The 18874-nt window shown below is 59.3% G+C and carries 21 protein-coding genes and 1 pseudogene; 11 read left to right on the forward strand and 11 right to left on the reverse strand.

The window, feature by feature from the left end:
- Positions 1-479: 479 nt before the first annotated feature.
- From ACC569_RS09580 to ACC569_RS09595, 4 genes are all read left to right on the forward strand, one after another.
- Positions 480-1391, forward strand: a complete 912-nt coding sequence (locus ACC569_RS09580; RefSeq protein WP_372523294.1) for an alpha/beta hydrolase — start codon at positions 480-482, stop codon at positions 1389-1391.
- Positions 1392-1401: 10 nt separating this feature from the next.
- Positions 1402-3690 carry a putative bifunctional diguanylate cyclase/phosphodiesterase gene (locus ACC569_RS09585; RefSeq protein WP_372523295.1) on the forward strand — a complete coding sequence of 763 codons (2289 nt, stop codon included), beginning with the start codon at positions 1402-1404 and terminating at the stop codon, positions 3688-3690.
- Positions 3691-3812: 122 nt separating this feature from the next.
- On the forward strand, positions 3813-4091 hold the full coding sequence (locus tag ACC569_RS09590) for a PilZ domain-containing protein (RefSeq protein ID WP_372523296.1): 279 nt from the start codon (positions 3813-3815) through the stop codon (positions 4089-4091).
- Positions 4092-4523: 432 nt separating this feature from the next.
- Positions 4524-4943: a CBS domain-containing protein gene (locus tag ACC569_RS09595; protein WP_372523297.1), complete on the forward strand. Its 420-nt coding sequence runs from the start codon at positions 4524-4526 to the stop codon at positions 4941-4943.
- A 31-nt stretch (positions 4944-4974) separates the two neighbouring features.
- Here ACC569_RS09595 and msrA read toward each other — a convergent pair whose 3' ends face one another.
- From msrA to ACC569_RS09615, 4 genes are all read right to left on the reverse strand, one after another.
- Positions 4975-5595, reverse strand: coding sequence for a peptide-methionine (S)-S-oxide reductase MsrA (msrA, locus tag ACC569_RS09600; protein ID WP_372523298.1), 621 nt, complete (start codon positions 5593-5595; stop codon positions 4975-4977).
- Positions 5596-5754: 159 nt separating this feature from the next.
- Entirely contained in the window at positions 5755-6288 is a 534-nt protein-coding gene (locus tag ACC569_RS09605; protein ID WP_372523299.1) for a TIGR02281 family clan AA aspartic protease, read from the reverse strand.
- Positions 6289-6554: 266 nt separating this feature from the next.
- Positions 6555-6815 carry a hypothetical protein gene (locus ACC569_RS09610; RefSeq protein WP_372523300.1) on the reverse strand — a complete coding sequence of 87 codons (261 nt, stop codon included), beginning with the start codon at positions 6813-6815 and terminating at the stop codon, positions 6555-6557.
- A 238-nt stretch (positions 6816-7053) separates the two neighbouring features.
- Positions 7054-7410 carry a hypothetical protein gene (locus ACC569_RS09615; protein ID WP_372523301.1) on the reverse strand — a complete coding sequence of 119 codons (357 nt, stop codon included), beginning with the start codon at positions 7408-7410 and terminating at the stop codon, positions 7054-7056.
- Between the two features lie 379 nt (positions 7411-7789).
- Here ACC569_RS09615 and ACC569_RS09620 point away from each other — a divergent pair, with 379 nt between their 5' ends.
- On the forward strand, positions 7790-7993 hold the full coding sequence (locus tag ACC569_RS09620; RefSeq protein ID WP_372523302.1) for a cold-shock protein: 204 nt from the start codon (positions 7790-7792) through the stop codon (positions 7991-7993).
- A gap of 171 nt (positions 7994-8164) precedes the next feature.
- On the opposite strand, the gene ACC569_RS09625 is transcribed toward ACC569_RS09620, so the two are convergent.
- The 4 genes from ACC569_RS09625 to sat form a co-directional block, all read right to left on the reverse strand.
- Positions 8165-9064, reverse strand: coding sequence for a YkgJ family cysteine cluster protein (locus ACC569_RS09625; protein WP_372523303.1), 900 nt, complete (start codon positions 9062-9064; stop codon positions 8165-8167).
- Between the two features lie 109 nt (positions 9065-9173).
- On the reverse strand, positions 9174-11081 hold the full coding sequence (aprA, locus tag ACC569_RS09630; RefSeq protein ID WP_372523304.1) for an adenylyl-sulfate reductase subunit alpha: 1908 nt from the start codon (positions 11079-11081) through the stop codon (positions 9174-9176).
- A 79-nt stretch (positions 11082-11160) separates the two neighbouring features.
- The gene (gene aprB / locus ACC569_RS09635; RefSeq protein ID WP_372523305.1) at positions 11161-11625 is read right to left on the reverse strand and encodes an adenylyl-sulfate reductase subunit beta; all 465 of its coding nucleotides are present in this window, start codon (positions 11623-11625) and stop codon (positions 11161-11163) included.
- A 59-nt stretch (positions 11626-11684) separates the two neighbouring features.
- A complete protein-coding gene (gene sat / locus ACC569_RS09640; RefSeq protein WP_372523306.1) occupies positions 11685-12896 on the reverse strand; it encodes a sulfate adenylyltransferase in 1212 nt (403 codons plus the stop codon).
- A gap of 288 nt (positions 12897-13184) precedes the next feature.
- On the opposite strand from sat, the gene ACC569_RS09645 reads away from it, so the two are divergent.
- Together ACC569_RS09645 and ACC569_RS09650 are read left to right on the forward strand one after the other, a co-directional pair.
- Complete coding sequence (locus tag ACC569_RS09645; protein ID WP_372523307.1) at positions 13185-13421, forward strand: MoaD/ThiS family protein; 237 nt, start codon at positions 13185-13187, stop codon at positions 13419-13421.
- Positions 13418-13858 (forward strand): molybdenum cofactor biosynthesis protein MoaE, encoded by a 441-nt coding sequence (locus ACC569_RS09650; protein WP_372523308.1) that lies wholly within the window; start codon positions 13418-13420, stop codon positions 13856-13858. Before ACC569_RS09645 ends, ACC569_RS09650 begins: the two co-directional genes overlap by 4 nt.
- 38 nt (positions 13859-13896) lie before the next feature.
- On the opposite strand, the gene ACC569_RS09655 is transcribed toward ACC569_RS09650, so the two are convergent.
- On the reverse strand, positions 13897-14580 hold the full coding sequence (locus tag ACC569_RS09655; protein ID WP_372523309.1) for a hypothetical protein: 684 nt from the start codon (positions 14578-14580) through the stop codon (positions 13897-13899).
- A 175-nt stretch (positions 14581-14755) separates the two neighbouring features.
- On the opposite strand from ACC569_RS09655, the gene ACC569_RS09660 reads away from it, so the two are divergent.
- Together ACC569_RS09660 and ACC569_RS09665 are read left to right on the forward strand one after the other, a co-directional pair.
- Complete coding sequence (locus ACC569_RS09660; protein ID WP_372523314.1) at positions 14756-15508, forward strand: sulfite exporter TauE/SafE family protein; 753 nt, start codon at positions 14756-14758, stop codon at positions 15506-15508.
- 79 nt (positions 15509-15587) lie between these two features.
- Positions 15588-16040: a polymer-forming cytoskeletal protein gene (locus tag ACC569_RS09665; protein WP_372523310.1), complete on the forward strand. Its 453-nt coding sequence runs from the start codon at positions 15588-15590 to the stop codon at positions 16038-16040.
- Positions 16041-16056: 16 nt separating this feature from the next.
- Here the strand turns inward: ACC569_RS09665 and pyrE are convergent, their stop codons facing one another.
- Positions 16057-16689 (reverse strand): orotate phosphoribosyltransferase, encoded by a 633-nt coding sequence (pyrE, locus tag ACC569_RS09670; RefSeq protein ID WP_372523311.1) that lies wholly within the window; start codon positions 16687-16689, stop codon positions 16057-16059.
- A gap of 56 nt (positions 16690-16745) precedes the next feature.
- On the opposite strand from pyrE, the gene ACC569_RS09675 reads away from it, so the two are divergent.
- On the forward strand, positions 16746-17519 hold the full coding sequence (locus tag ACC569_RS09675) for an exodeoxyribonuclease III (protein ID WP_372523312.1): 774 nt from the start codon (positions 16746-16748) through the stop codon (positions 17517-17519).
- Between the two features lie 220 nt (positions 17520-17739).
- Complete coding sequence (locus ACC569_RS09680; protein WP_372523313.1) at positions 17740-18009, forward strand: glutaredoxin domain-containing protein; 270 nt, start codon at positions 17740-17742, stop codon at positions 18007-18009.
- A 28-nt stretch (positions 18010-18037) separates the two neighbouring features.
- Here the strand turns inward: ACC569_RS09680 and ACC569_RS09685 are convergent.
- Positions 18038-18874, reverse strand: a pseudogene (locus ACC569_RS09685) (MFS transporter); the annotation flags it as partial.

Below are 18874 nucleotides of genomic sequence, written 5' to 3' on the forward strand. Positions count from 1 at the left end.
ATCCCGAGAATGCCCGCGGCCGCGCCCACCGGCGAGAACACCAGCCCGACCAGCAGGCCCGATGCCACGGGTAGCCACGGCGGAACGGCAATAGCGGAGAGAGCGAATGGCATGTGCGTCGATTCTACTGTAAACGGCTCCGCCGCCTCCGGTACACGACAAGCAGCGCCATGACCGCGGCCAAGTGCCGCGATCGGCGGCAGAACAATCAGGTAAGCGCGTCGAGCGGGATGAATGGCCCTGAACCCTTTAATTCTTCTCGGTATCATAACTTTCATCCAATTTTATGGCCTGCACTGTCTTTTCCACCTTGTTATTCGCGGTTTCGGGCTGTCGAACCCGCTGCTTCGGGGGCTCCATTGCCTTATTTTATCGATTGATTCCCGGCACCGCCCGCGTAATTAGGAGGTCGTGGCATATATCTTGCTCGTTTTTTAGGGAACACCTCGAAATCGACTCTATTTTCAAGGGGGTTGCTTATGTGGACGACAAACTCCTTTCCGTGGGTACGGCAGAGGCGGCCGGCGCTGGTCGCCTTGGTCATTCTTATGCTGTTCAGTGCCAACACCGTGGGGTACGCCGATACCCTGAGGCTGCAAGCGCCCGACGGTAAATACCTGACCGCAGAGCATCACCGTGGCGATGCCCGGCGCCCGGCGATCCTGGTGCTGCACGGGTTTCTGCAGACGAACGATTTTCAGACGACCCAGAACATCATCAACAACTTGTCCATGCTTGGCTACACGATCGTCGGCCCCAATTTTTCCCTGGGGATTTCCGACCGGCGGCAAAGCATGCAGTGCCAGGCGCCGCACAACCACAGCTTTGATGACGACCTGCGCGAGATCGATTTCTGGGTCAAGTGGCTGCGGAGCCAGGGCTACTCGCAGGTCATCATCGTCGGACACAGTTGGGGCAGCCAGCACGGCCTGGGTTACGTGGAGGCCTACCCCAAGGCTCCGGTCTCGGCGGTGATTGCCATCAGCCTGGTGCGAACCGAACTAGCGGCGGCCATTCAGGCCAGACAAGTCGCCAAGGCGGAGTCCCGGGCGGCACGCCACGACACCTCCCTGCAACCGTACGCCCTGAGCTTTTGCAAGACGTTCGTGGCCACGCCCCGGAGTTATCTGTCCTATGCCCGTTGGGACGACAAACGCGTCATCGATTCCCTGGCGCGGCTGCAGGAACGGAAGTTGCCGGTTTACGCGGTGATCGGCAGCAAGGACAACCGGATCGACGACGAATGGGTACAGGAATTACGCCGTCATGCCGCGCAAGTCATCGTCATCGAAGGCGCGAATCATTTCTTTTCCTCCGTCCATGAGTTCGATTTGAGCGACCGGCTCGAGGCCATACTCGCCCAGATCGCCGCGCCGGTTAATGGAAAATAAGCGGATTGTCATGCCCCTTCGCCGACTCAAAAAGAACTATCTGCCGATCTCGTGGTACCTCATTCTGTTCATGATGGTAGCGATGGTGCCGGCCGGCATCAGCGCCTACCTGTCGGTGCAGCAGGCCAACGTCATTCAGCATCAGGCGCAGCTGCAGACGACGAAACACGCCCATGAGGAGTTGCAGCGCGAGGTGGAGCATCTCGGGAAGGATCTGACCGACGTTGCTGAATACCTGGCGGGATGGGACGAGTCCCTGGCTTTGTTCAGGGACGCGACTTACTACAACTATTGGAAGGAGACGCGCGTCAAGGACGTGGCCCGTTACCGCGGCCTGATCGACGCCGTCGACTTGTACACACCGAACGGCAAGCCGCTTACCCCCGATGCGACTTTGTCGGCGGCGGTGTATTCCGACGCCATCCAGCGGCCGGCGCTCCTGAGAAAGGGATCGGCCGTGTACATCGTTTATTTTCATCCCGTCAAGGCTCCCGCGTCGATGCGATCGGCGTTGCTGGGTTACGTGGGCGTGCGCATGAACGTGGACAAGGCGCTGGACAGTTCCGATGTGCTGGGGCACGTATCCTTCCAGCATGTCGACTGGCGTCTGCCGGATGCCGCGGTGACACCGCTGGCCGATGGCGTGAATGCAGCGGTGCTCAAGGTATCGCCGTCCCCGGAGATCGATGCGTTTTCGCGGCTGGTGCGCAAGGGTTTCATCCAGTACCTCGGTTATACCGTCGGCCTGTTGGCCCTGCTGGCACTGCTGCTTTTATTTTCCGTCGCGCGGCCGCTCACACGCCTGGCCGGATACCTGCGCGGTATCCACGCGGGCAGCGTCGATGCCATTCCGGAAGACCTTCATGGACCGGTGCATATCCGGGAACTGGAAAACGTCCGCCGGGCGCTCAACGATTACAAGGACCGCTTGCTGTCGGCGGCCGCGACGCTGGAGGAGAAGAACAAGGAGTTGCTGCATCTGACCTATCATGATCCGTTGACGGGCCGGTACAATCGGCGCGCCTTCGAAGCGCGCCTGCAACGCGCCATCGAGACCGCGGTGGTGGAAGGGAAACATCACGCGCTGTGTTATATCGATATGGACCAGTTCAAGGTCGTCAACGATACCTGCGGTCACGTGGCCGGTGACGAGCTGCTCAAACAAGTGGCCACGCTGCTGGAACGCGAGATCCGCGACTCCGACATGCTGGCGCGCCTGGGCGGCGATGAGTTTGGCGTATTGCTGGAGGGTTGTGACCTGAACACGGCGGCGGAGCACGCCGAGGCCATGCGTCTGAAGGTCAGGAAGCACCGCTTCGTGTGGCAGGGCAAGCCGTTCGATACCAGCATCAGCATCGGCCTGGTGCCGATCACGGCGGAGTGCGTCAGCATGGAAGAGGTAATGAAAAACGCCGATGCCGCCTGCTACGTGGCCAAGGATTCAGGCCGCAACCGGTTGCAGATCTACCAGCAGCACGACAAGGAGCTGGCGCAACGCTATGGCGAGATGCAATGGGTGTCGCGCATCCAGCAGGCCTTGGAAGAGAATCGGTTCGAATTGCACGGCCAACTCATCCGGCCGATGGTGAACAAACCGCTCGCGCCCCACTACGAGGTACTGGTCCGCCTGCGCGACCCGGACGGGCAGTTGGTGCCGCCGATGGCGTTCATCCCGGCCGCGGAGCGTTACAACCTGATGCCATCCATCGACCAGTGGGTCATCCGGCACGCGTTGCAAATGCTGGCGTCGCGCCGCACGCGCGGGCGTGGAGATGACATCGCGTTGGCGATCAATCTCTCCGGCCAGTCGCTGGGCAATGACGAGGTCCTGACCACTATCCGGCGATTGCTCGAGGAGACGGGCATTGCGCCGACCAGCCTGTGTTTTGAGATTACGGAGACCGCTGCCATCACCAATCTCGCGGCGGCGTCACGGTTCATGCACCAGCTGCGTCAATTGGGGTGCCAGTTTTCCCTGGACGATTTCGGCAGCGGCCTGAGTTCATTCGGATATCTCAGCAACCTCGAGGTGAACTATATCAAGATCGACGGCCACTTCGTCAAAAACATCCTCGCGGACCCGCTCAGCCGCTCCATCGTCGACGCGATCAACCGGATCGGACACGTCATGGGGATCAGCACCATCGCCGAATTCGTTGAAAGCGAGGAGATTGCCGCCGAGCTGGAGAAGCTCGGTATCGATTACGTCCAGGGTTTCGGTATTCACAAACCCGAGCCGCTCGCCGCGTTGCTCGCCGTCCGGCGGTCGTCGAAATTCGCGGCGCGTGCCTCAGGATAGTAATGCACGCCCCTTTAATTCTCCGCACCGGGACAAGGTTATTACTGGATATCCTCTTACAACATGTAGAAATACATGAAGCATCATAACAACAACCGTAAAAAGAAAAATAAGAGGACCGCTTGGACAAGCGTATTAACGAACGTCTGAAAGTATCGCTTTCCGTTGAAATTCTCGACCCGCCCCATCTCGGCAAGGTAGTGCTTGTCACCAGGGACATCAACAAGCACGGCGCGTTCATTCTGCTGGACAAGGGGAAATGTTTGCCCGTGGGGCGCATTGTATCGCTGCGGATGTCTGGGGCGTTATGGGGCGAGAAACTCTCCACGATTTCCGCCCGGGTCGTGCGCGTGACGGATGAAGGAATGGGTTTGCAGTTCCTCGATTTCGATTTCATGTAGACGCTAAGTTAGGGAAGCTCTGTCTAAGTCCGTTCGTGGTGAGCCTGTCGAACCACGAACGGAGAAAGATCCTGTGATGACAGCGTTTGCCGTTCACCCTTCGACAAGCTCAGGGCGAACGGAATGACTTACTTAATCGTGGCTTCCTTAATGGACAATCGACGGCTCAAAAATTAATTGGGGTCCGAGCTGACCCGGACCACGGTATTTTATGCGCCAATCCTGGGAAATCCTGCCGTTGCCGCCTTGCCTGCCAAGCTTCGCGGTCCGGGCAATTTACGGTTTTCTCATGGCGTGTCTGCGCCATTTGTATGTGCCCTGCAAGAAGCGTAGCGTAATGCGGACCGAATCCGGAGCGCCGTCAGCCAGGAAAATTGACCGCGGCGCGCAGCCCGTATCACCTGTCGGCATTGTTCAATGGGAGGTGTAACCATGGCCGCCATTACCGGGAAAATCGAACGCCACGTAGTGCTGCTGGACGAGAACCGGACCGCGCACGAGGCCGCCGTGCTCATGTCCGAGAAACACATCGGCTCGGTGGTCGTGACGCGCGCATCCCGCGTCATCGGACTCTTCACCGAACGCGATCTGATACGCGACATGGCGCAGAAACGCCGGGATCCGACGACGGTCAAAATCAGGGAAATGATGCGCCCGGAGTTCGTGCGGGTGACACCGGCGGAGCTCGGCGAGCGCTGCATCGAACTCATGAAGCAGCACCAGTGCCGGCATCTGCTGGTGTTCGACGGCGATGCCTTCGTCGGCATCATTTCGCTGCGCGACCTGCTGCTGGTGCTGCTCGAGGAAAAAGAGGAACTCAACCGCCAACTCACGAGGTACGTCACGAGTTGACGGCGGAAGCACCGATGCCGTTCGAATTCTTCTAGACCTTCCTGCCCCAGAGTTCCTCGAGGCGCTGATCACGCCCGCAGCCGTAGCGGTAGTACTTGTAGCGCAGCGGATTCTTCTTGTAGTAATCCTGATGATAGTCCTCGGCCGCGTAGAACGTCGCGGCCGGGCGGATCGCGGTCACGACCGTCTTCCCGAGCTTCTTCTCGACCGCCGCCTTTGACTGCTCCGCGAGCCGCTTTTGTTCTTCGTGCTGATAGAAGATCGCGGATTGGTACGTGCTGCCGCGGTCGCAGAATTGCCCGCCCTTGTCGAGCGGATCGACGTTGCGCCAGAACACCTCCAGCAGTTTTTCGTAACCGATCTGCTTCGGATCGAAGACGATCTGCACTGCCTCGACGTGCCCGGTGTCGCCCGCCGAGACCTCCTGGTAGGTCGGGTTCACTTTCTGTCCGCCCGTATAGCCCGAGGTGACCGACACCACGCCCGGGAGTTCATCGAACGGATGCACCATGCACCAGAAGCAGCCGCCGGCGAAGACCGCCGTGGCCGTTGCTTGTGCTTTTGTCATCGGCTCGGCCGCCGTTGCCGCCAACGCTACGCCCAGCAGCAGTCCGGCCAGCGCCGCCATGAATCGGGATAAGTTCATACGCATTGGAGGCTCCTCCCCTTATTGAATTAGCTAGTGGGCTTTATGACCCGTCTTTGGGTCAATGGTTGCGAAGGTGATAACCGACCGGAAATAAGAAAGCCGCCTGATAGGCGGCTTTTGGCTTTATGCCGGGTTTGAAAACAAATGAATTGGAGCGTGCTACTACGGGCGAAGCGGGGTGGCGCCACCGTTTCCCGAAGGTCCTTTGGGTTCGACTGTCTCGGCCAGGGCGGGCTGTACCAAAGGCGCATCAGCCTTCTGGGTACAGTTGCTCAGCACCAGCTCGGGCGGGTCGACGGAGAAGGTGAACGGCGCGGCCTTGTTGAGGGCCGAGAGACCCAGAATCTGGCGCGTGCGGGCCGGGAACACGGCCGCCTCGACGTTGCGGAGGGTGCAGGTGCCGATGCGCAACTCGTCGATCGTGTAGACCGGGATCACGAGCTCGGTCCCATTGGCCAGGATGGCGCGCAATTCTTTCACGTACTGCACCTGCTTGCGTTCCTGCAGGGCGTTCAGCGTTTGTTCGTTGATGGTCATGTAGCCTGAGCCGGTATCGACCATGAACTCGCTGGGGCCGAGGTCGGCGATCTGAGCATTTACGTAATAGGTTGCTCTTCCCTTGTCATACATGGGTACTGTAACGTCCGAATCGTCGCCCAGGGCGGAAGTCGAGACGAGCGTCAGCGCGACGGCCAAACATGAATAATGTATCGCGGAAAAAGACATGCTTCCCCACATTGTCCACGCCGGTCAGCGGCCTTTGGCGTGCTGTGTTGCGAAACCCTCAACACATTAAATATGAAATAGCGGAAGCCAATACAAAGATCAAGCTCGTGGGGCGTGCGCGGTATCCCCAGACTGTCACAAACGCCGCTTTTAAGGGTGGGGGGGGGCAGGAAAGAACCCATTCCCCGCGACGCGGGGAATGGGGTGCAGATCCCCGCATGGGGGACATAACCTCGTTACTTGGTTTCCTTTGGCATGGTTTCCATTGGCGAGGCTTCCAACGCGGCAAACTCCGCCGCATCGAGCTTGCCGTCATGGTTGGTATCGGCCTGAACGAACTTCTTGGCGATCTCGGGTGCTTTCTTCGCCTCATCCTGGCTGATTTGGCCGTCATGGTTCGTATCCAGGTCCTCAAACGATACCTTGCCGGAACCGGCCCATGCGAGACCCGATACCGCCATCAGTGCCAATGCAGTGAGTAAGTGTTTCTTCATCATGATGACCTCCTTTGTTGGATTATCTTAATTGCTTCCTGAATTAATGAAGCGGTGTATTAGTAACAAATTCTCGACGATGGTTTCCACTCGCTCCGATTGGCGGCTCGTCAATCCTGATCGGCGGTTAGCGGGATGATGAAAAACTCGATAACACATTACATACACCTAATCGGCTCGTGGGATTTATCAGGGGCATTACATCAATGGTTGCGCGTCGGCTGTGAGCGTTTGTCAGAGCTCAGGAAAAGTCTTCAAGATAGATTGCTTTGCCCAGCAACTCCAGAATCGGCTTCTGGCCGACGATTTCAATCCCAGTTCCGTCGGTAAACGTCAGATGAAGTCTGGCCGCGACCTTGCGTTTAAACGGAATCGGAATCAGCTCGTGCTTCACGCCGCCCACCTCTAAAAATCCCTCCGCTATCGTGTTCGGCAGCGGTGGAAGCGGGTCCGCAAGCATGGCGTCTTCCATGATCAGCTCCGCTTCCTGGCTCCAGCCCGTACCCGGTTCCCTTCCGGGCGCTCCTTTCGATTTGTGGATATAGGCGTGGGAAAAATGAATCACCGCGCAGCCATTCACAAAGGTGATCTGGCTCACGCGCGAATCGTACAATTCCAAGGCGCTGCTCATTTTTGATCGTACGTTTCCTGACACCTTGCGAACTGAATTAGGCGACTTTCCAGGCGTTCAGTCTATGCCGCATCTCGCCACCGCCCCACCCCGCTTCTGCAGGAATGACAGTAACGTTGCAGGAGGAATCACCCGCCATCAAGCTTTTAAAGTTGAAAGCCGCCTCACGGGCGGCCTTCAAGATAGTTGTAGCTATTCACCCCCACTCCTGTATAGTGCCCGGGTTGCAGCGCACTTCTTGCAGTTAGTTCGGTAGTTCCTCCCAGTTTCTTCGGCAGTTACTCCCGCGTTCGCTTTCAGGAATGAACTGCAAAACATCGCAATTCAACCAAACAGAGGTATTTTCATGATTACAGGTACAGTAAAGTGGTTCAACGACGCCAAGGGCTTCGGCTTCATCACCCCGTCTGACGGCAGCAAGGATGTCTTCGTGCATCACTCCGCCGTCCAAGGTTCGGGCTTCAAGAGCCTGACCGAGGGACAGCAGGTGAAATTCGAGCTGGAGCAGGGCCCGAAAGGTCCGTCGGCGGCGAACGTTCAGCTGGCTTAACGTCAAGCACTGCGAAAGCAGCGTTTGAAACGAAGACCCCGCCGAGAGGCGGGGTCTTTTTTTTTGATTAATCGGGCTCAGGCCCCATTTATATTTTCAAAAAAAGCCGCCCAATGGGCCACTTTTGACTTCACGTTTCGTCCTTCGACAGGCTCAGGACGAGCGGGAAAACTACTCACGCGGCGAGTCGATTTCCTTCTCCATGTCCTGTTTCATCTGTTCCCGCTGTTTCGCGTTGATCTCCTCGCGGCGCTTCATGCGCTTCTCGACGGCATCGGGCTTCTCGGGGATGGTTTTTTCGCCGAACAGCACCTGCTTGAGATAACGCGACGCGAATTTCAGGAGCTCCACCTCGTCGGACAGCAGCTTCTGGAAATACGCCGGTTCGATGTCGTAGACGTCGTGGAAGAAGGGGCTGGCGACGAACACGCGGAAGTTGTCGAGGTCGTAGCTCGCGAGATAGAAGAGGTCCATGCTCCTCTGCGACGGCGCGCCGACGGTCGGGCCGCTGGAACGCTTCTTTAAAATGATGTCGCGCCATTCTTTGGTCAGCTCGTCGTATTGTTCGACGCCTTGCTCTTGGCGGTATTCACGCACGGTCAGCGTGCGCGGCTCGTCGTGGCCGAGACAGTGCTCTTCCTTCACCACAAAATAGAAATCTTCCGGCTGGGAAGAGTCCTTGGAGCGCATGGTGGTGGCGCCGAGGGCGTAATAGCGGCAGGCGGTGGGGCGGTCTTCGTACACGCCGCAGCCTTCGGGCGTCAGGAACTGGCAGGCGGCGCTGCCGGGTTTGGTCATCATGCGGATGCCCGGAATGCCGTGGCCATCCATCTCGAAAACGACGGCGTGCTTGTCGAGAAATTCCTGTGACGTCACGCCCAGGCGGTTCTTGAGCCGCAGGATGTCGTAGGGCGTGAGCATGATGTTGATGTTCTCGCAGCACTTGTTGAAGCAGGCGATGCCCTTGCGGCAGCGGAACTGGATTTTGTCGTCCAAGCCGAGCTTCACCGGCACGACCGGGCTCGACGGACGCGGGTCCTTGATGTTCGGATCGTTGAAGTTCTGGCTCATGGCATCACCTCTGAATACGGCCGGCGGGTACCGGGCCGGCAATCTTACACCTTAAAACAAAAGGGGTCCGGGTTGCCCCGGACCCCTCATTGACAGCGTTACGGCTCGATTACTTGACCAGCTGCACGTACGGGACTTTCTTCAGCGCCCACTTGTGAGTGTTGCGGTCGTACGTCGAGTTCACGAACACCTTCCAGTTTGTGTCATCGATAAAGTTGTAGTCCGCGCGGTAGTAGAAGCCCGGGTAACGAGTCTCTTCACGGAACTGGATGTGCTTCATGTGCGCTTCGGCGGTGAGGATGCGGTGGTAGTTCTCCCAGGCGCGCAGCAGCTCATGCAGGTCCTTGGCGCGCATCTTGAGGGAGTCTTCCTTCAGCATCTCGAGCTTGGCTTCGCATATCTCGAGCATCTTGGCGTTGGTCTGATAGTAGGTCGACACGCCCGCGCAGTACTCGTCCATGATCTTCTGCAGACGGAACTGCAGCATCTTGGGTGTGATGTAGTGCGGGTTGATGTCGATCGCCGTGGTGTAGTTCTTGTGCTCGAGGAAGGTTTTTACCGGACGGTAGATCTCTTCGACCAGCTCCGCCACCGTGTGCTCCATCTCGGGCTTCCAGTTCTTGTTGTCCAGCACGAACTTGACCATGCCCTTGGCGGCGAGGCGGCCTTCGGCATGCGAACCGGAGGAGAACTTGTGACCGGAGGCGCCCACGCCGTCGCCGGCGGTGAACAGACCCTTGACGGTCGTCATGGAGCGATAGCCCCAGCTCCACTCCTTTGGTGCGCCGACGTCGGTTGGGCCCGAGACCCAGATGCCGGCGCAGCCAGAATGCGAACCCAGCAGGTACGGCTCGGTCGGCATGAGTTCGGACGGCTTCTTGTCCGGCTCGATGTTCTCGCCGGCCCAGATGCCGCACTGGCTGATGGTCATGTCGAGGAAGTCTTCCCAGGCTTCCGCCAGCAGGTGCTGCACTTCCTTGGGCGTCATGTTCTTCGCCAGATTGGCGAGCGCCGTCGGGGTGTCCATGATGATCGGGCCGCGGCCGGCGCGCATCTCTTCGAGCATGATGTGGTTGCGCAGGCAGGTGCCTGGTACGCCCTGGCCGTATTTGCCGAAGCGTTTCTCGTCTTTGATGATATGGCCGTGGAGGGCGTTGTAGTCCTCGCCCATGCCGTTCATGACCTTGGCCTTGAACAGCAGGAACCATGCGCCCACCGGACCGTAACCGTCCTTGAAGCGGGCCGGCACGAAGCGGTTTTCCATCATGGTCATTTCAGCGCCGCATTCGGCCGCCATCGCGTAGGTCGAACCGGCATTCCACACCGGGTACCAGGCGCGGCCGCCGCCTTCACCGATGGAGCGCGGGCGGAACACGTTTACCGCCCCGCCGCACACCAGCAAGCAGGCCTTGAACTTGTAGATGTAGAGGGTGTTGTCGCGCACCGAGAAACCGGCGGCGCCGGCGACGCGGTTCGGATCGTTCTTGTCGTTGACCAGGCGCACGATGAACACGCGCTCGCGGATGTTTTCCATCCCCAGCGCCTTCTTCGCGGCCTCGGCGACGATCCACTTGTAGGACTCGCCGTTGATCATGATCTGCCACTTGCCGGAACGCACCGGCTTGCCGCCCTCGGTGAGCTTTTTGCTTTCGTCACCGGGCTGCTTCCAGATCGGCAGGCCCCATTCCTCGAAATGGTGCACCGAGTCGTCCACGTGACGGCCGACGTCGTACACCAGGTCTTCGCGGATGATGCCCATCAGGTCGTTACGCACGTAGCGCACGTAGTCGGCCGGATCGTTCTCACCCACGTAGGTGTTGATCGCGGACAGGCCCATCGCCACGGCGCCGGAGCGGTCCATGGCGGCCTTGTCGACCAGTTTGACCTTGAGACCGGCGCTCTCGTTCCAGCGCATGATTTCGAACGCCGCGCCACAGGCCGCCATACCGCCGCCGATGATGAGGATGTCGACTTCTTCCTCGATTACCTGCGGATTACCAAAAGTACCTTCTGCCATGATTGTTCACCTTCTGTGACGGCGACCTGCCGGGGCACGCGGCCCCTCGCGGCAGATTCGCCGGTGGTTGTTGAAATAGTTAGCCGCTCAGCAACTGGCTACGATCCGTCGTGTGGATGCTGTTCGCCGTGAAGAAACCGGACTGGTCGATCTTGGCCATGTCCGCCTTGGGCTTGTTCTCGTACGGCTTGATCGAGCCTTCCGGCGTGGTGCGGATCGGGAACTTGAAGCGCTTGATGGTGCCGTTGCGGAACTTGATGGTCCACATGATCGAGTCGGTGCCACGCAGCGGCTGTACGGAACCGCCGAGGGGGACGATGTCGGCATAGTGACGGCACTCAATGGCCTGTTGCGGGCAGATCTTCACGCAGGAATAGCATTCCCAGCACTGCTCGGGTTCCTGGTTCCAGGCCTTCATCGCATGGCCGGTTTCGGAACCGTCCTTGTCGAGCTTCATCAGGTCGTGGGGACAGATGTACATGCAAGCGGTCTTGTCCTGACCCTTGCAGCCATCGCATTTATCGGTACGTACAAATGTTGGCATGGTGGCTCTCCACTTATCTTAGGTTGCAATTAAAAACGGTTGAACACAGTTAAAAAATCTTATCGGGCCGAATGCCCGGAAAGCTTGACTTCGACCTTCTCGGTCAGGCTGGCGTAGTAGGCGCGCAGCACCGTCAGCACCTCGGCGCGCGAGAACTCGGCCGGGACGTCGCCGCCCTCGGACAACATCTTGCGCAGCTTGGTGCCCGACAGCAGCAGACGATCTTTCTCGTCGTGCGGGCAGGTGCGGGCCGACGCCATGCCGCCGCACTTATAGCACCAGAAGGTCCAGTCGATCTTGAGCGGCTTGGTCTCGAGCGCGTCCTTCGGAATCTCGTCGAAGATGTGATGCGCGTCGAACGGGCCGTAGTAGCTGCCAACGCCGGCGTGGTCGCGGCCGACGATCAGGTGCGAGCAGCCGTAGTTCTGGCGGAACAGCGCGTGCAGCAGCGCTTCGCGCGGACCGGCGTAACGCATGTCGAGCGGATAGCCGGCCTGGATGACGGTGTTCTTGACGAAGTATTTCTCGATCAGGGTGCCGATGGCTTTGGAACGTACATCGGCGGGGATGTCGCCGGGCTTGAGCTTGCCGAGCAGGGAGTGGATGAGCACGCCGTCGCAGGTTTCGACCGCGATTTTGGCGAGGTATTCGTGGGAGCGGTGCATCGGGTTGCGGGTCTGGAACGCGGCGACTGTGGACCAGCCATTTTTCTTGAACATCTCGCGGGTCTGGGCCGGGGTGAGGAACTCGTCGCCGTACTTCTCGGGGAAGCCGCCCTGCGAAAGAACCTTTACCGGGCCGGCGAGATTGACCTCGCCCTGTTCCATCACCATTTTGACGCCGGGGTGTTCCAGGTCGGCTGTCTTGTACACCATCATGCACTCGTGTGCCTTATCTATGGTGTACTTTTCGGTGACCTTCATCGTGGCCATGATCTCGCCCGACTCGCCGTCCACCAGCGCCACTTCGGAGCCGGTCTTGATGCCGTCGCCGGTGGCCTTGTCGGTGGAGAGGGTGATCGGGATCGGCCAGAACAGGCCGTTGGCCATTTTCATTCCGTCGCACACGCCCTGCCAGTCGGCCTTGGTCATGAACCCGTCGAGCGGAGTGAAGCCGCCGATGCCGAGCATGATGAGATCGCCAGACTCACGCGAGGCGATACGAACCTTAGGAAAGTTTTGGGCGCGTTTCTTTTCTTCGGTGAGCGCCGTGCCTTGGAGGAGCAGGGGTTTGAGCGACCCGCCGCCGTGTGGATTGACCAGTTTAGACATAGAGATCCTTTTCCCCTTTATGGCGAAAAAATCTGAAATGACGATGTCGCTGCACCTGAGCCGCGGAACTGTATAGCGTCACCGACTCCAAAACTAATTAGAATTACTGGTGCCGCTCATAAGTTTCACTTATTTGCGGAGGCGATACGTTGACCCCTGGAAAACGGGGATCGTTCGTAGCAAGGCCGGATGTGAGTGAGACAGGCTTGCTGCGAACCCTCAGGAGGGCGAGTATTCTATCGCAGATTACCCTGTCGTCTACCTTATTAAATGCAGGGGATTTAATTCATGAGTATTACGGTCAGGTTTTTCGCCAGCGTGCGTGAGCGTTTGGGCAAGGCACAGGAGATTATCGATAGCGCGGACATTAATAATGTTGCCGATGTCTGGAAGCAGAGCGCGCGAACTGCCTTGCCCGATAACCTGCTGGCGGCGGTGAACATGGAATTCGCCCGGCCCGACCAGCCGGTACGTGACGGCGATGAGGTGGCCTTCTTCCCGCCCGTGACCGGTGGTGCTTTATGACCGTACGTTTGCTGGCCGCGGCATTCGATCCCTGGCAGGAGATCGTGCGCTACCAATCGGAGCAGCCGGACTTGGCCGGAAAGTTCGGCGCCACGACCGTGTTCGTCGGCACGCTGCGCGATTTCAATCAGGGTAACGCAGTGCAGGCCATGACCCTTGAGCATTACGCGCCCATGACCGAGAAGCATCTCGAGCGTGTGGCCCGCGAGGCGGCGGAGCGCTGGACGATAGACGATCTGCTCCTGATTCACCGTTACGGCGAGCTGCGCCCCAACGACCCGATCGTGTGCGTGGCGGTGTGGGCGGCGCGCCGCGAGGCGGCGTTTGCCGCGTGCCGTTATGTGATCGATGAACTGAAAACGCGCGCGCCGTTCTGGAAACAGGAGCTGACGGAGGAGGGGCGGCGTTGGGTAGCGCCGGAGTCGAGGGCGAAGTAAACGAAGCCTGACAGAGCGCGCAGTTTTTGAATCGGAAATTATTTCAGTGTCGGTGCTTCACGGTTTTTCGCGGTCGCGGGTGCCTTGATAGCCTGGTTTTTCTTGATTTCGCGGTAGCGTTCCATTTCGTCGGCGTATTGTTTGCGCAATGCTTCCTGTTCCTTGCGCTTCTCCGCGACCACGTCCTCATGCCGCGCGATCTGTTTCTTGGTTTGTTCGATGTTTTTCACGGTGGATGGATCCGCCGCCTTGCCTCCCTTGCCTTCGTCCGCGGCCTGCGCCTCCATACGGGCGAGCGCCGCACGCAGGTTTTTCAGCGTTTCCTCGCTCGCCTTGATCGAGGTTTCGATCTGCGCGATCTTGCGATCGCGGATATAAGTGATGTCGTCCTCCCCGCCGTAGGTGGACAGGAGCAGCACGTCTTTTTTAGCCTGATCCACCGATCTCTGCTGTTCCGCCTCTTCGACTTCCTTGCGCGCTTCGCGTTCCTTGAGCTCCTGTTCGGTCGGCGGCGCGGCGATCACTTTCTTTGTCGTGCCCGCATCGGTCATCACCGTGATCTTGGATTTGGCGCATTCTTGGGCGGCGGTGTCGCCGTAGTGCCACTGGCCGACGGCATCCTTGCATTTCTTGATGGTTGGGCCCTTGTCGGCGGCGTGGGTGCCTATGGCAGGCAGGAGAAAACCCAGGGCCAGCAGGCAGATGAGGTTTTTTCGCAACATGAGATGACGACTCCTTAATATCACTCTTTGAAGATAGGCTCCGTTTTGTTGGTGTGTCAACCGCGGCCGCCGTGCGGCAGGGAGTCGCCGAAGGACGGCGTTCGGCCGTGGCGCTCCGGTGATTTGTGCCATAATTCCCGGCCATGATCCCCCGGGACCTCCGCCGTCCACGCCGGTGAACTGGACCGAGCAGATGGTGCTGTTGCTGGTGTCACTGGTGGCGAACGTGTTCTCCGCGTTCGCCGGCGGCGGTGCGGGCCTGCTGCAGTTTCCCGCGCTGATCTTCCTTGGTCTTCCCTTCGGTGTGGCGCTCGCCACTCACAAGGTCGCGAGTGTCGCGCTCGGCGTGGGGGCGACTCTGCGGCATCTGCGCGAGAAATCCCTCGAGTGGGAATTTTCGCTCTTTATCCTGGCCGCGGGACTTCCCGGCGTGGTGCTGGGCGCTGCCTACATTCTCGATATACCGGACGCGATCGCGCGGGTCGCGCTCGGCATTCTTACGGTCGGGATCGGCGTCTATTCGTTTCTCCACAAGCAGCTGGGTCTGGAGTATGTGCCGGTTCACCGCACGCGGCGCGGTTTTGTCCTGGGCGGTGCGGGATTGTTCGTGGTCGGCGTGCTCAATGGTTCGCTCACCTCCGGTACCGGGCTGTTCTGCACCCTGTGGCTGGTGCGCTGGTTCGGTCTCGACTATCGCCGCGCGGTGGCTTACACGCTGGTGCTGGTGGGGCTGTTCTGGAACGGCGCCGGCGCGATCACGCTCGGCCTCCTCGGCGAGATCCGCTGGTCGTGGCTGCCGGCGCTGTTGCTGGGCTCACTCGCCGGAGGTTATCTCGGCGCGCACTGGTCCATCGTCAAGGGCAATCTCTGGATCAAGCGCGCCTTTGAAATCGTCACGGTGCTGGTGGGGCTCAAACTTGTCGTTTGACTGCACCGGTCGCGGCGCCTGCTAGTATTGGGAAGGGCCCGTTGCAGCGAGGCAAGAAACCAGAATGGGAAATCCAGGCTTGAAGATTGAAGAGCTCCTGAGGAAATTCGGCAGAAAACAGCGCCGCCGCACCCTCGACCACGTGGGTGACTTTACCGGCATGCTCGGGCCGCAGTCCGTGTACATGGGCACGATTCAGGGCAAGGACAACCATATCGTCTACGGCGAGGTGCATGGCGAGTGCGAGATCGAAGGGACGCTGGTGCTGGGCGAAGGTGGCCGCTGGAAAGGAAACATCCACGCCTCGTCGATCGTGATCGCGGGCCACGTGGAAGGCGACATTCACGCCACGACCAAGCTGGAGCTGGCGCACACCGCTTTCGTGCGCGGCAAGATCACGAGCCCGGTGGTGGCCATCGCGCGCGGCGCGACGCATGACGGTTCCATCCGCATGTCCAAGCAGACGCAGATCACGCGCTACCATGAGCGGCGCGAGTCGCTGGAAAAAGACCGGCACGAAAAGGAAAAATAGCCGGGCCCGGGCCGTCTCAGGTTCCGTAGGTGCGGCGGTAGGAGTTAATGGCATCGAGATAACGGCGCGCGCCGTCCTTCCCGTCCAGATAATCCAGCAGTGTCTCGAGTGCGACAATACTGATCACGCGCAGCCCCAGCGTTGTTTCCACTTCCTGTACCGCGGATGTCGTGCCTTCGCCGCGTTCCTGGCGATTGAGGGCGATGGCCACGGCGACCGGTGTGGCGCCGGCGGTCCTGATGATCTGCACTGACTCCCGGATCGAGGTGCCGGCGGAGATGACGTCGTCCACGATCAGCACCTTTCCCTGCAGCGGGTGGCCGACGACGATCCCGCCCTCGCCGTATTTCTTCACTTCCTTGCGGTTGAAGGCGTACGGCACGTCGCGGTCGCCGATCGCCATGGCCGTGGCGCAGGCCAGCGGCACACCCTTGTAGGCGGGCCCGTAAACCATGTCGAAGGCGATGCCGCTGTCGGCGATGGCGCGGGCGTAGAACTGCCCCAGCCGCGCCAATTTATGACCCGTATTGAACAATCCGCTGTTGAAAAAATACGGGCTGACCCGCCCGGATTTGAGGGTGAATTCGCCGAAGCGCAGCGCCTGGCACTCGATGGCGAAATCGAGGAACTCGCGCTGGTAGTCTTTCATAGCGGGGATTCTAATCGGCGCGTCACGGCGTGGAAAGTCGGATATGATAAAAACCCATGCGCGTCATCACGCTCAACGTCAACGGCATCCGTTCCGCGGCCAAGAAAGGTCTGTTCGAGTGGTTGGCGCGCCAGAGCGCGGATGTCGTGTGCCTGCAGGAGGTCAAGGCGCAGCAGGCCGACCTGACCGACCAGATGCTCGCGCCCAAGGGTTTTCACGGTTTTTTCAACTGCGCCGAAAAGAAGGGCTACGCCGGTGTGGCGCTCTACAGCCGCCGCGAGCCAGACAGGCTGCGCGTCGGTTTCGGTTCCAAGGAACACGACGACGAAGGGCGCTATCTGCAGGCCGACTTCGGCAAGCTCAGTGTCATTTCCCTTTACCTGCCCTCGGGTTCGGCGGGCCCGCACCGCCAGGAATCCAAGTTCCGCTTCATGGAGTATTTCTTCCCGGTGCTCAAGATACTTCGCCACGACGGGCGCGAATATATTCTTTGCGGTGACTGGAACATCGCGCACAAGGAAATCGATTTAAAAAATTGGAAATCGAACCAGAAGAATTCCGGCTTCCTGCCGGAAGAGCGTGCCTGGCTGACACAGGTGTTCGACGAGCTCGGCTGGGTGGATGTGTTCCGCACGCTCAATGACAAGCCCGATCAATATACCTGGTGGTCGAATCGCGGTCAGGCATATGCCAAGAACGTAGGCTGGCGCATCGATTACCAGATCGCGACGCCGGGCATCGCAAAGAAGGTGGAGAAGGAGCATATATATAAGATCAAGCGGTTCTCCGATCATGCGCCGTTGATCATTGATTACGATTATAAACTTTAGTCGAATCGCCTGCGGCGATGGTGAAAAAGCTACTTGCGGTTCCCCGCACCGCGGGCGGGTTTCTTGAGCGCGGGCCGTCCCTGGCCCGCGCCCTTCAGGCAGCCAGCGGCTGCTCAAACGCCGAAGGCGATTCGACACTTAACACTGCGATCATCCTCGATTTTTCCCGCCACTCCGGGATAATGACAACCCATGATCATTAGTGAACTGAAAAAATAGTATGGCGCGAGTGAAGGTTTACAGCACCGGCGCATGCCCTTATTGCACCAAGGCCAAGCAACTGCTGCAGAAGTGGAACATCCCGTTCGACGAGGTGCGCGTGGACGTCGACAAGAGCAAGCTGCGCGAGTTCGCGCAGGTCACCAACGGCGCACGCACGGTGCCGCAGATTGTGATCGACGGCAAGTGCATCGGCGGTTACACGGAGCTGACCGAATTGCACATAGATGGCGGTCTGGACGAACTGATCGAAGCCGGCGACGAGGATTGATTCCGCCTTATAATCTTCGCTCAGGCTTTTATCCCTGCCCCCAGCCCTTCTGCTGTTCCGCATAGCCCAGCATCTTTTTCACCCACGGCAGAAACACATAGGCCGGGAATGAAAGAAAAAATGTCAGCAGGAAATAGTGCGCGTAGCCCATGTAGTGCGCGCCGAAACCGGAGGCATAGCCGGCGAGCTGGCGCGACAGCGCGAACACCGAGGACAGGATCGCGTATTCGGTCGCCGAATGCTGCTTGTTCACGATCGCCATCAGGAAGGCGAGAAACGCCGCGGTGCCGAGCCCGCCGGTGAAGGATTCAAAGGCGCTCGCGCCATAGAGAATGATCTTGTAATCCGGCAGCATCGGTGCGCCGCTGCTCGCGAGCGGCAGAGTGGAAGCGGCCCAGACGTAACCGAGGTTGGACAGCGCCTGAAACAGTCCAAGTATCCACAGCGCTTTGAATATGCCCACGCGGTCGGTGAACCAGCCGCCGACGATGCCGCCCGTGATCGACAGGATCAGCCCGAGATTGACCGACACCAGCCCGATCTGGGTCGCCGTGAAGCCGGCATCCACCCAGAATGGTTTGACCATGAAACCCATGGAGCTGTCGCCGAGCTTGAAGATCAGCACGAACAGGATGACCGGGACGATGTAGGGGCGCTGCAGCATCTCCATCAGCGCGCCGAACATCGGTCCTTCCGTCAGTCTTGCCTCGTTGTTTTTCGTTGTTTTCGACGGACGCTGCATCGCGAAACTCAGCGCCATCAATGCGCCGGCGACGCCGAAGGCATACCACCAGAAGCCTTCCACCTTGCCTGACCAGTGCGTAGCGTTGTTGATGAGCCACAGGGTTCCCAGCAGAAACATCAA

It is taken from the genome of Sulfuricaulis sp., assembly GCF_041499725.1.
Taxonomy (GTDB): domain Bacteria; phylum Pseudomonadota; class Gammaproteobacteria; order Acidiferrobacterales; family Sulfurifustaceae; genus Sulfuricaulis.

Bases quoted from the DNA above. Each gene is read 5' to 3' on its own strand.
- ACC569_RS09580 (WP_372523294.1), top strand. From the start codon at position 480: ATGTGGACGACAAACTCCTTTCCGTGGGTACGGCAGAGGCGGCCGGCG.
- ACC569_RS09585 (WP_372523295.1), top strand. From the start codon at position 1,402: ATGCCCCTTCGCCGACTCAAAAAGAACTATCTGCCGATCTCGTGGTAC.
- ACC569_RS09595 (WP_372523297.1), top strand. From the start codon at position 4,524: ATGGCCGCCATTACCGGGAAAATCGAACGCCACGTAGTGCTGCTGGAC.
- msrA (WP_372523298.1), bottom strand. From the start codon at position 5,595: ATGCGTATGAACTTATCCCGATTCATGGCGGCGCTGGCCGGACTGCTG.
- ACC569_RS09610 (WP_372523300.1), bottom strand. From the start codon at position 6,815: ATGATGAAGAAACACTTACTCACTGCATTGGCACTGATGGCGGTATCG.
- ACC569_RS09620 (WP_372523302.1), top strand. From the start codon at position 7,790: ATGATTACAGGTACAGTAAAGTGGTTCAACGACGCCAAGGGCTTCGGC.
- ACC569_RS09625 (WP_372523303.1), bottom strand. From the start codon at position 9,064: ATGAGCCAGAACTTCAACGATCCGAACATCAAGGACCCGCGTCCGTCG.
- aprA (WP_372523304.1), bottom strand. From the start codon at position 11,081: ATGGCAGAAGGTACTTTTGGTAATCCGCAGGTAATCGAGGAAGAAGTC.
- aprB (WP_372523305.1), bottom strand. From the start codon at position 11,625: ATGCCAACATTTGTACGTACCGATAAATGCGATGGCTGCAAGGGTCAG.
- sat (WP_372523306.1), bottom strand. From the start codon at position 12,896: ATGTCTAAACTGGTCAATCCACACGGCGGCGGGTCGCTCAAACCCCTG.
- ACC569_RS09645 (WP_372523307.1), top strand. From the start codon at position 13,185: ATGAGTATTACGGTCAGGTTTTTCGCCAGCGTGCGTGAGCGTTTGGGC.
- ACC569_RS09650 (WP_372523308.1), top strand. From the start codon at position 13,418: ATGACCGTACGTTTGCTGGCCGCGGCATTCGATCCCTGGCAGGAGATC.
- ACC569_RS09655 (WP_372523309.1), bottom strand. From the start codon at position 14,580: ATGTTGCGAAAAAACCTCATCTGCCTGCTGGCCCTGGGTTTTCTCCTG.
- pyrE (WP_372523311.1), bottom strand. From the start codon at position 16,689: ATGAAAGACTACCAGCGCGAGTTCCTCGATTTCGCCATCGAGTGCCAG.
- ACC569_RS09675 (WP_372523312.1), top strand. From the start codon at position 16,746: ATGCGCGTCATCACGCTCAACGTCAACGGCATCCGTTCCGCGGCCAAG.
- ACC569_RS09680 (WP_372523313.1), top strand. From the start codon at position 17,740: ATGGCGCGAGTGAAGGTTTACAGCACCGGCGCATGCCCTTATTGCACC.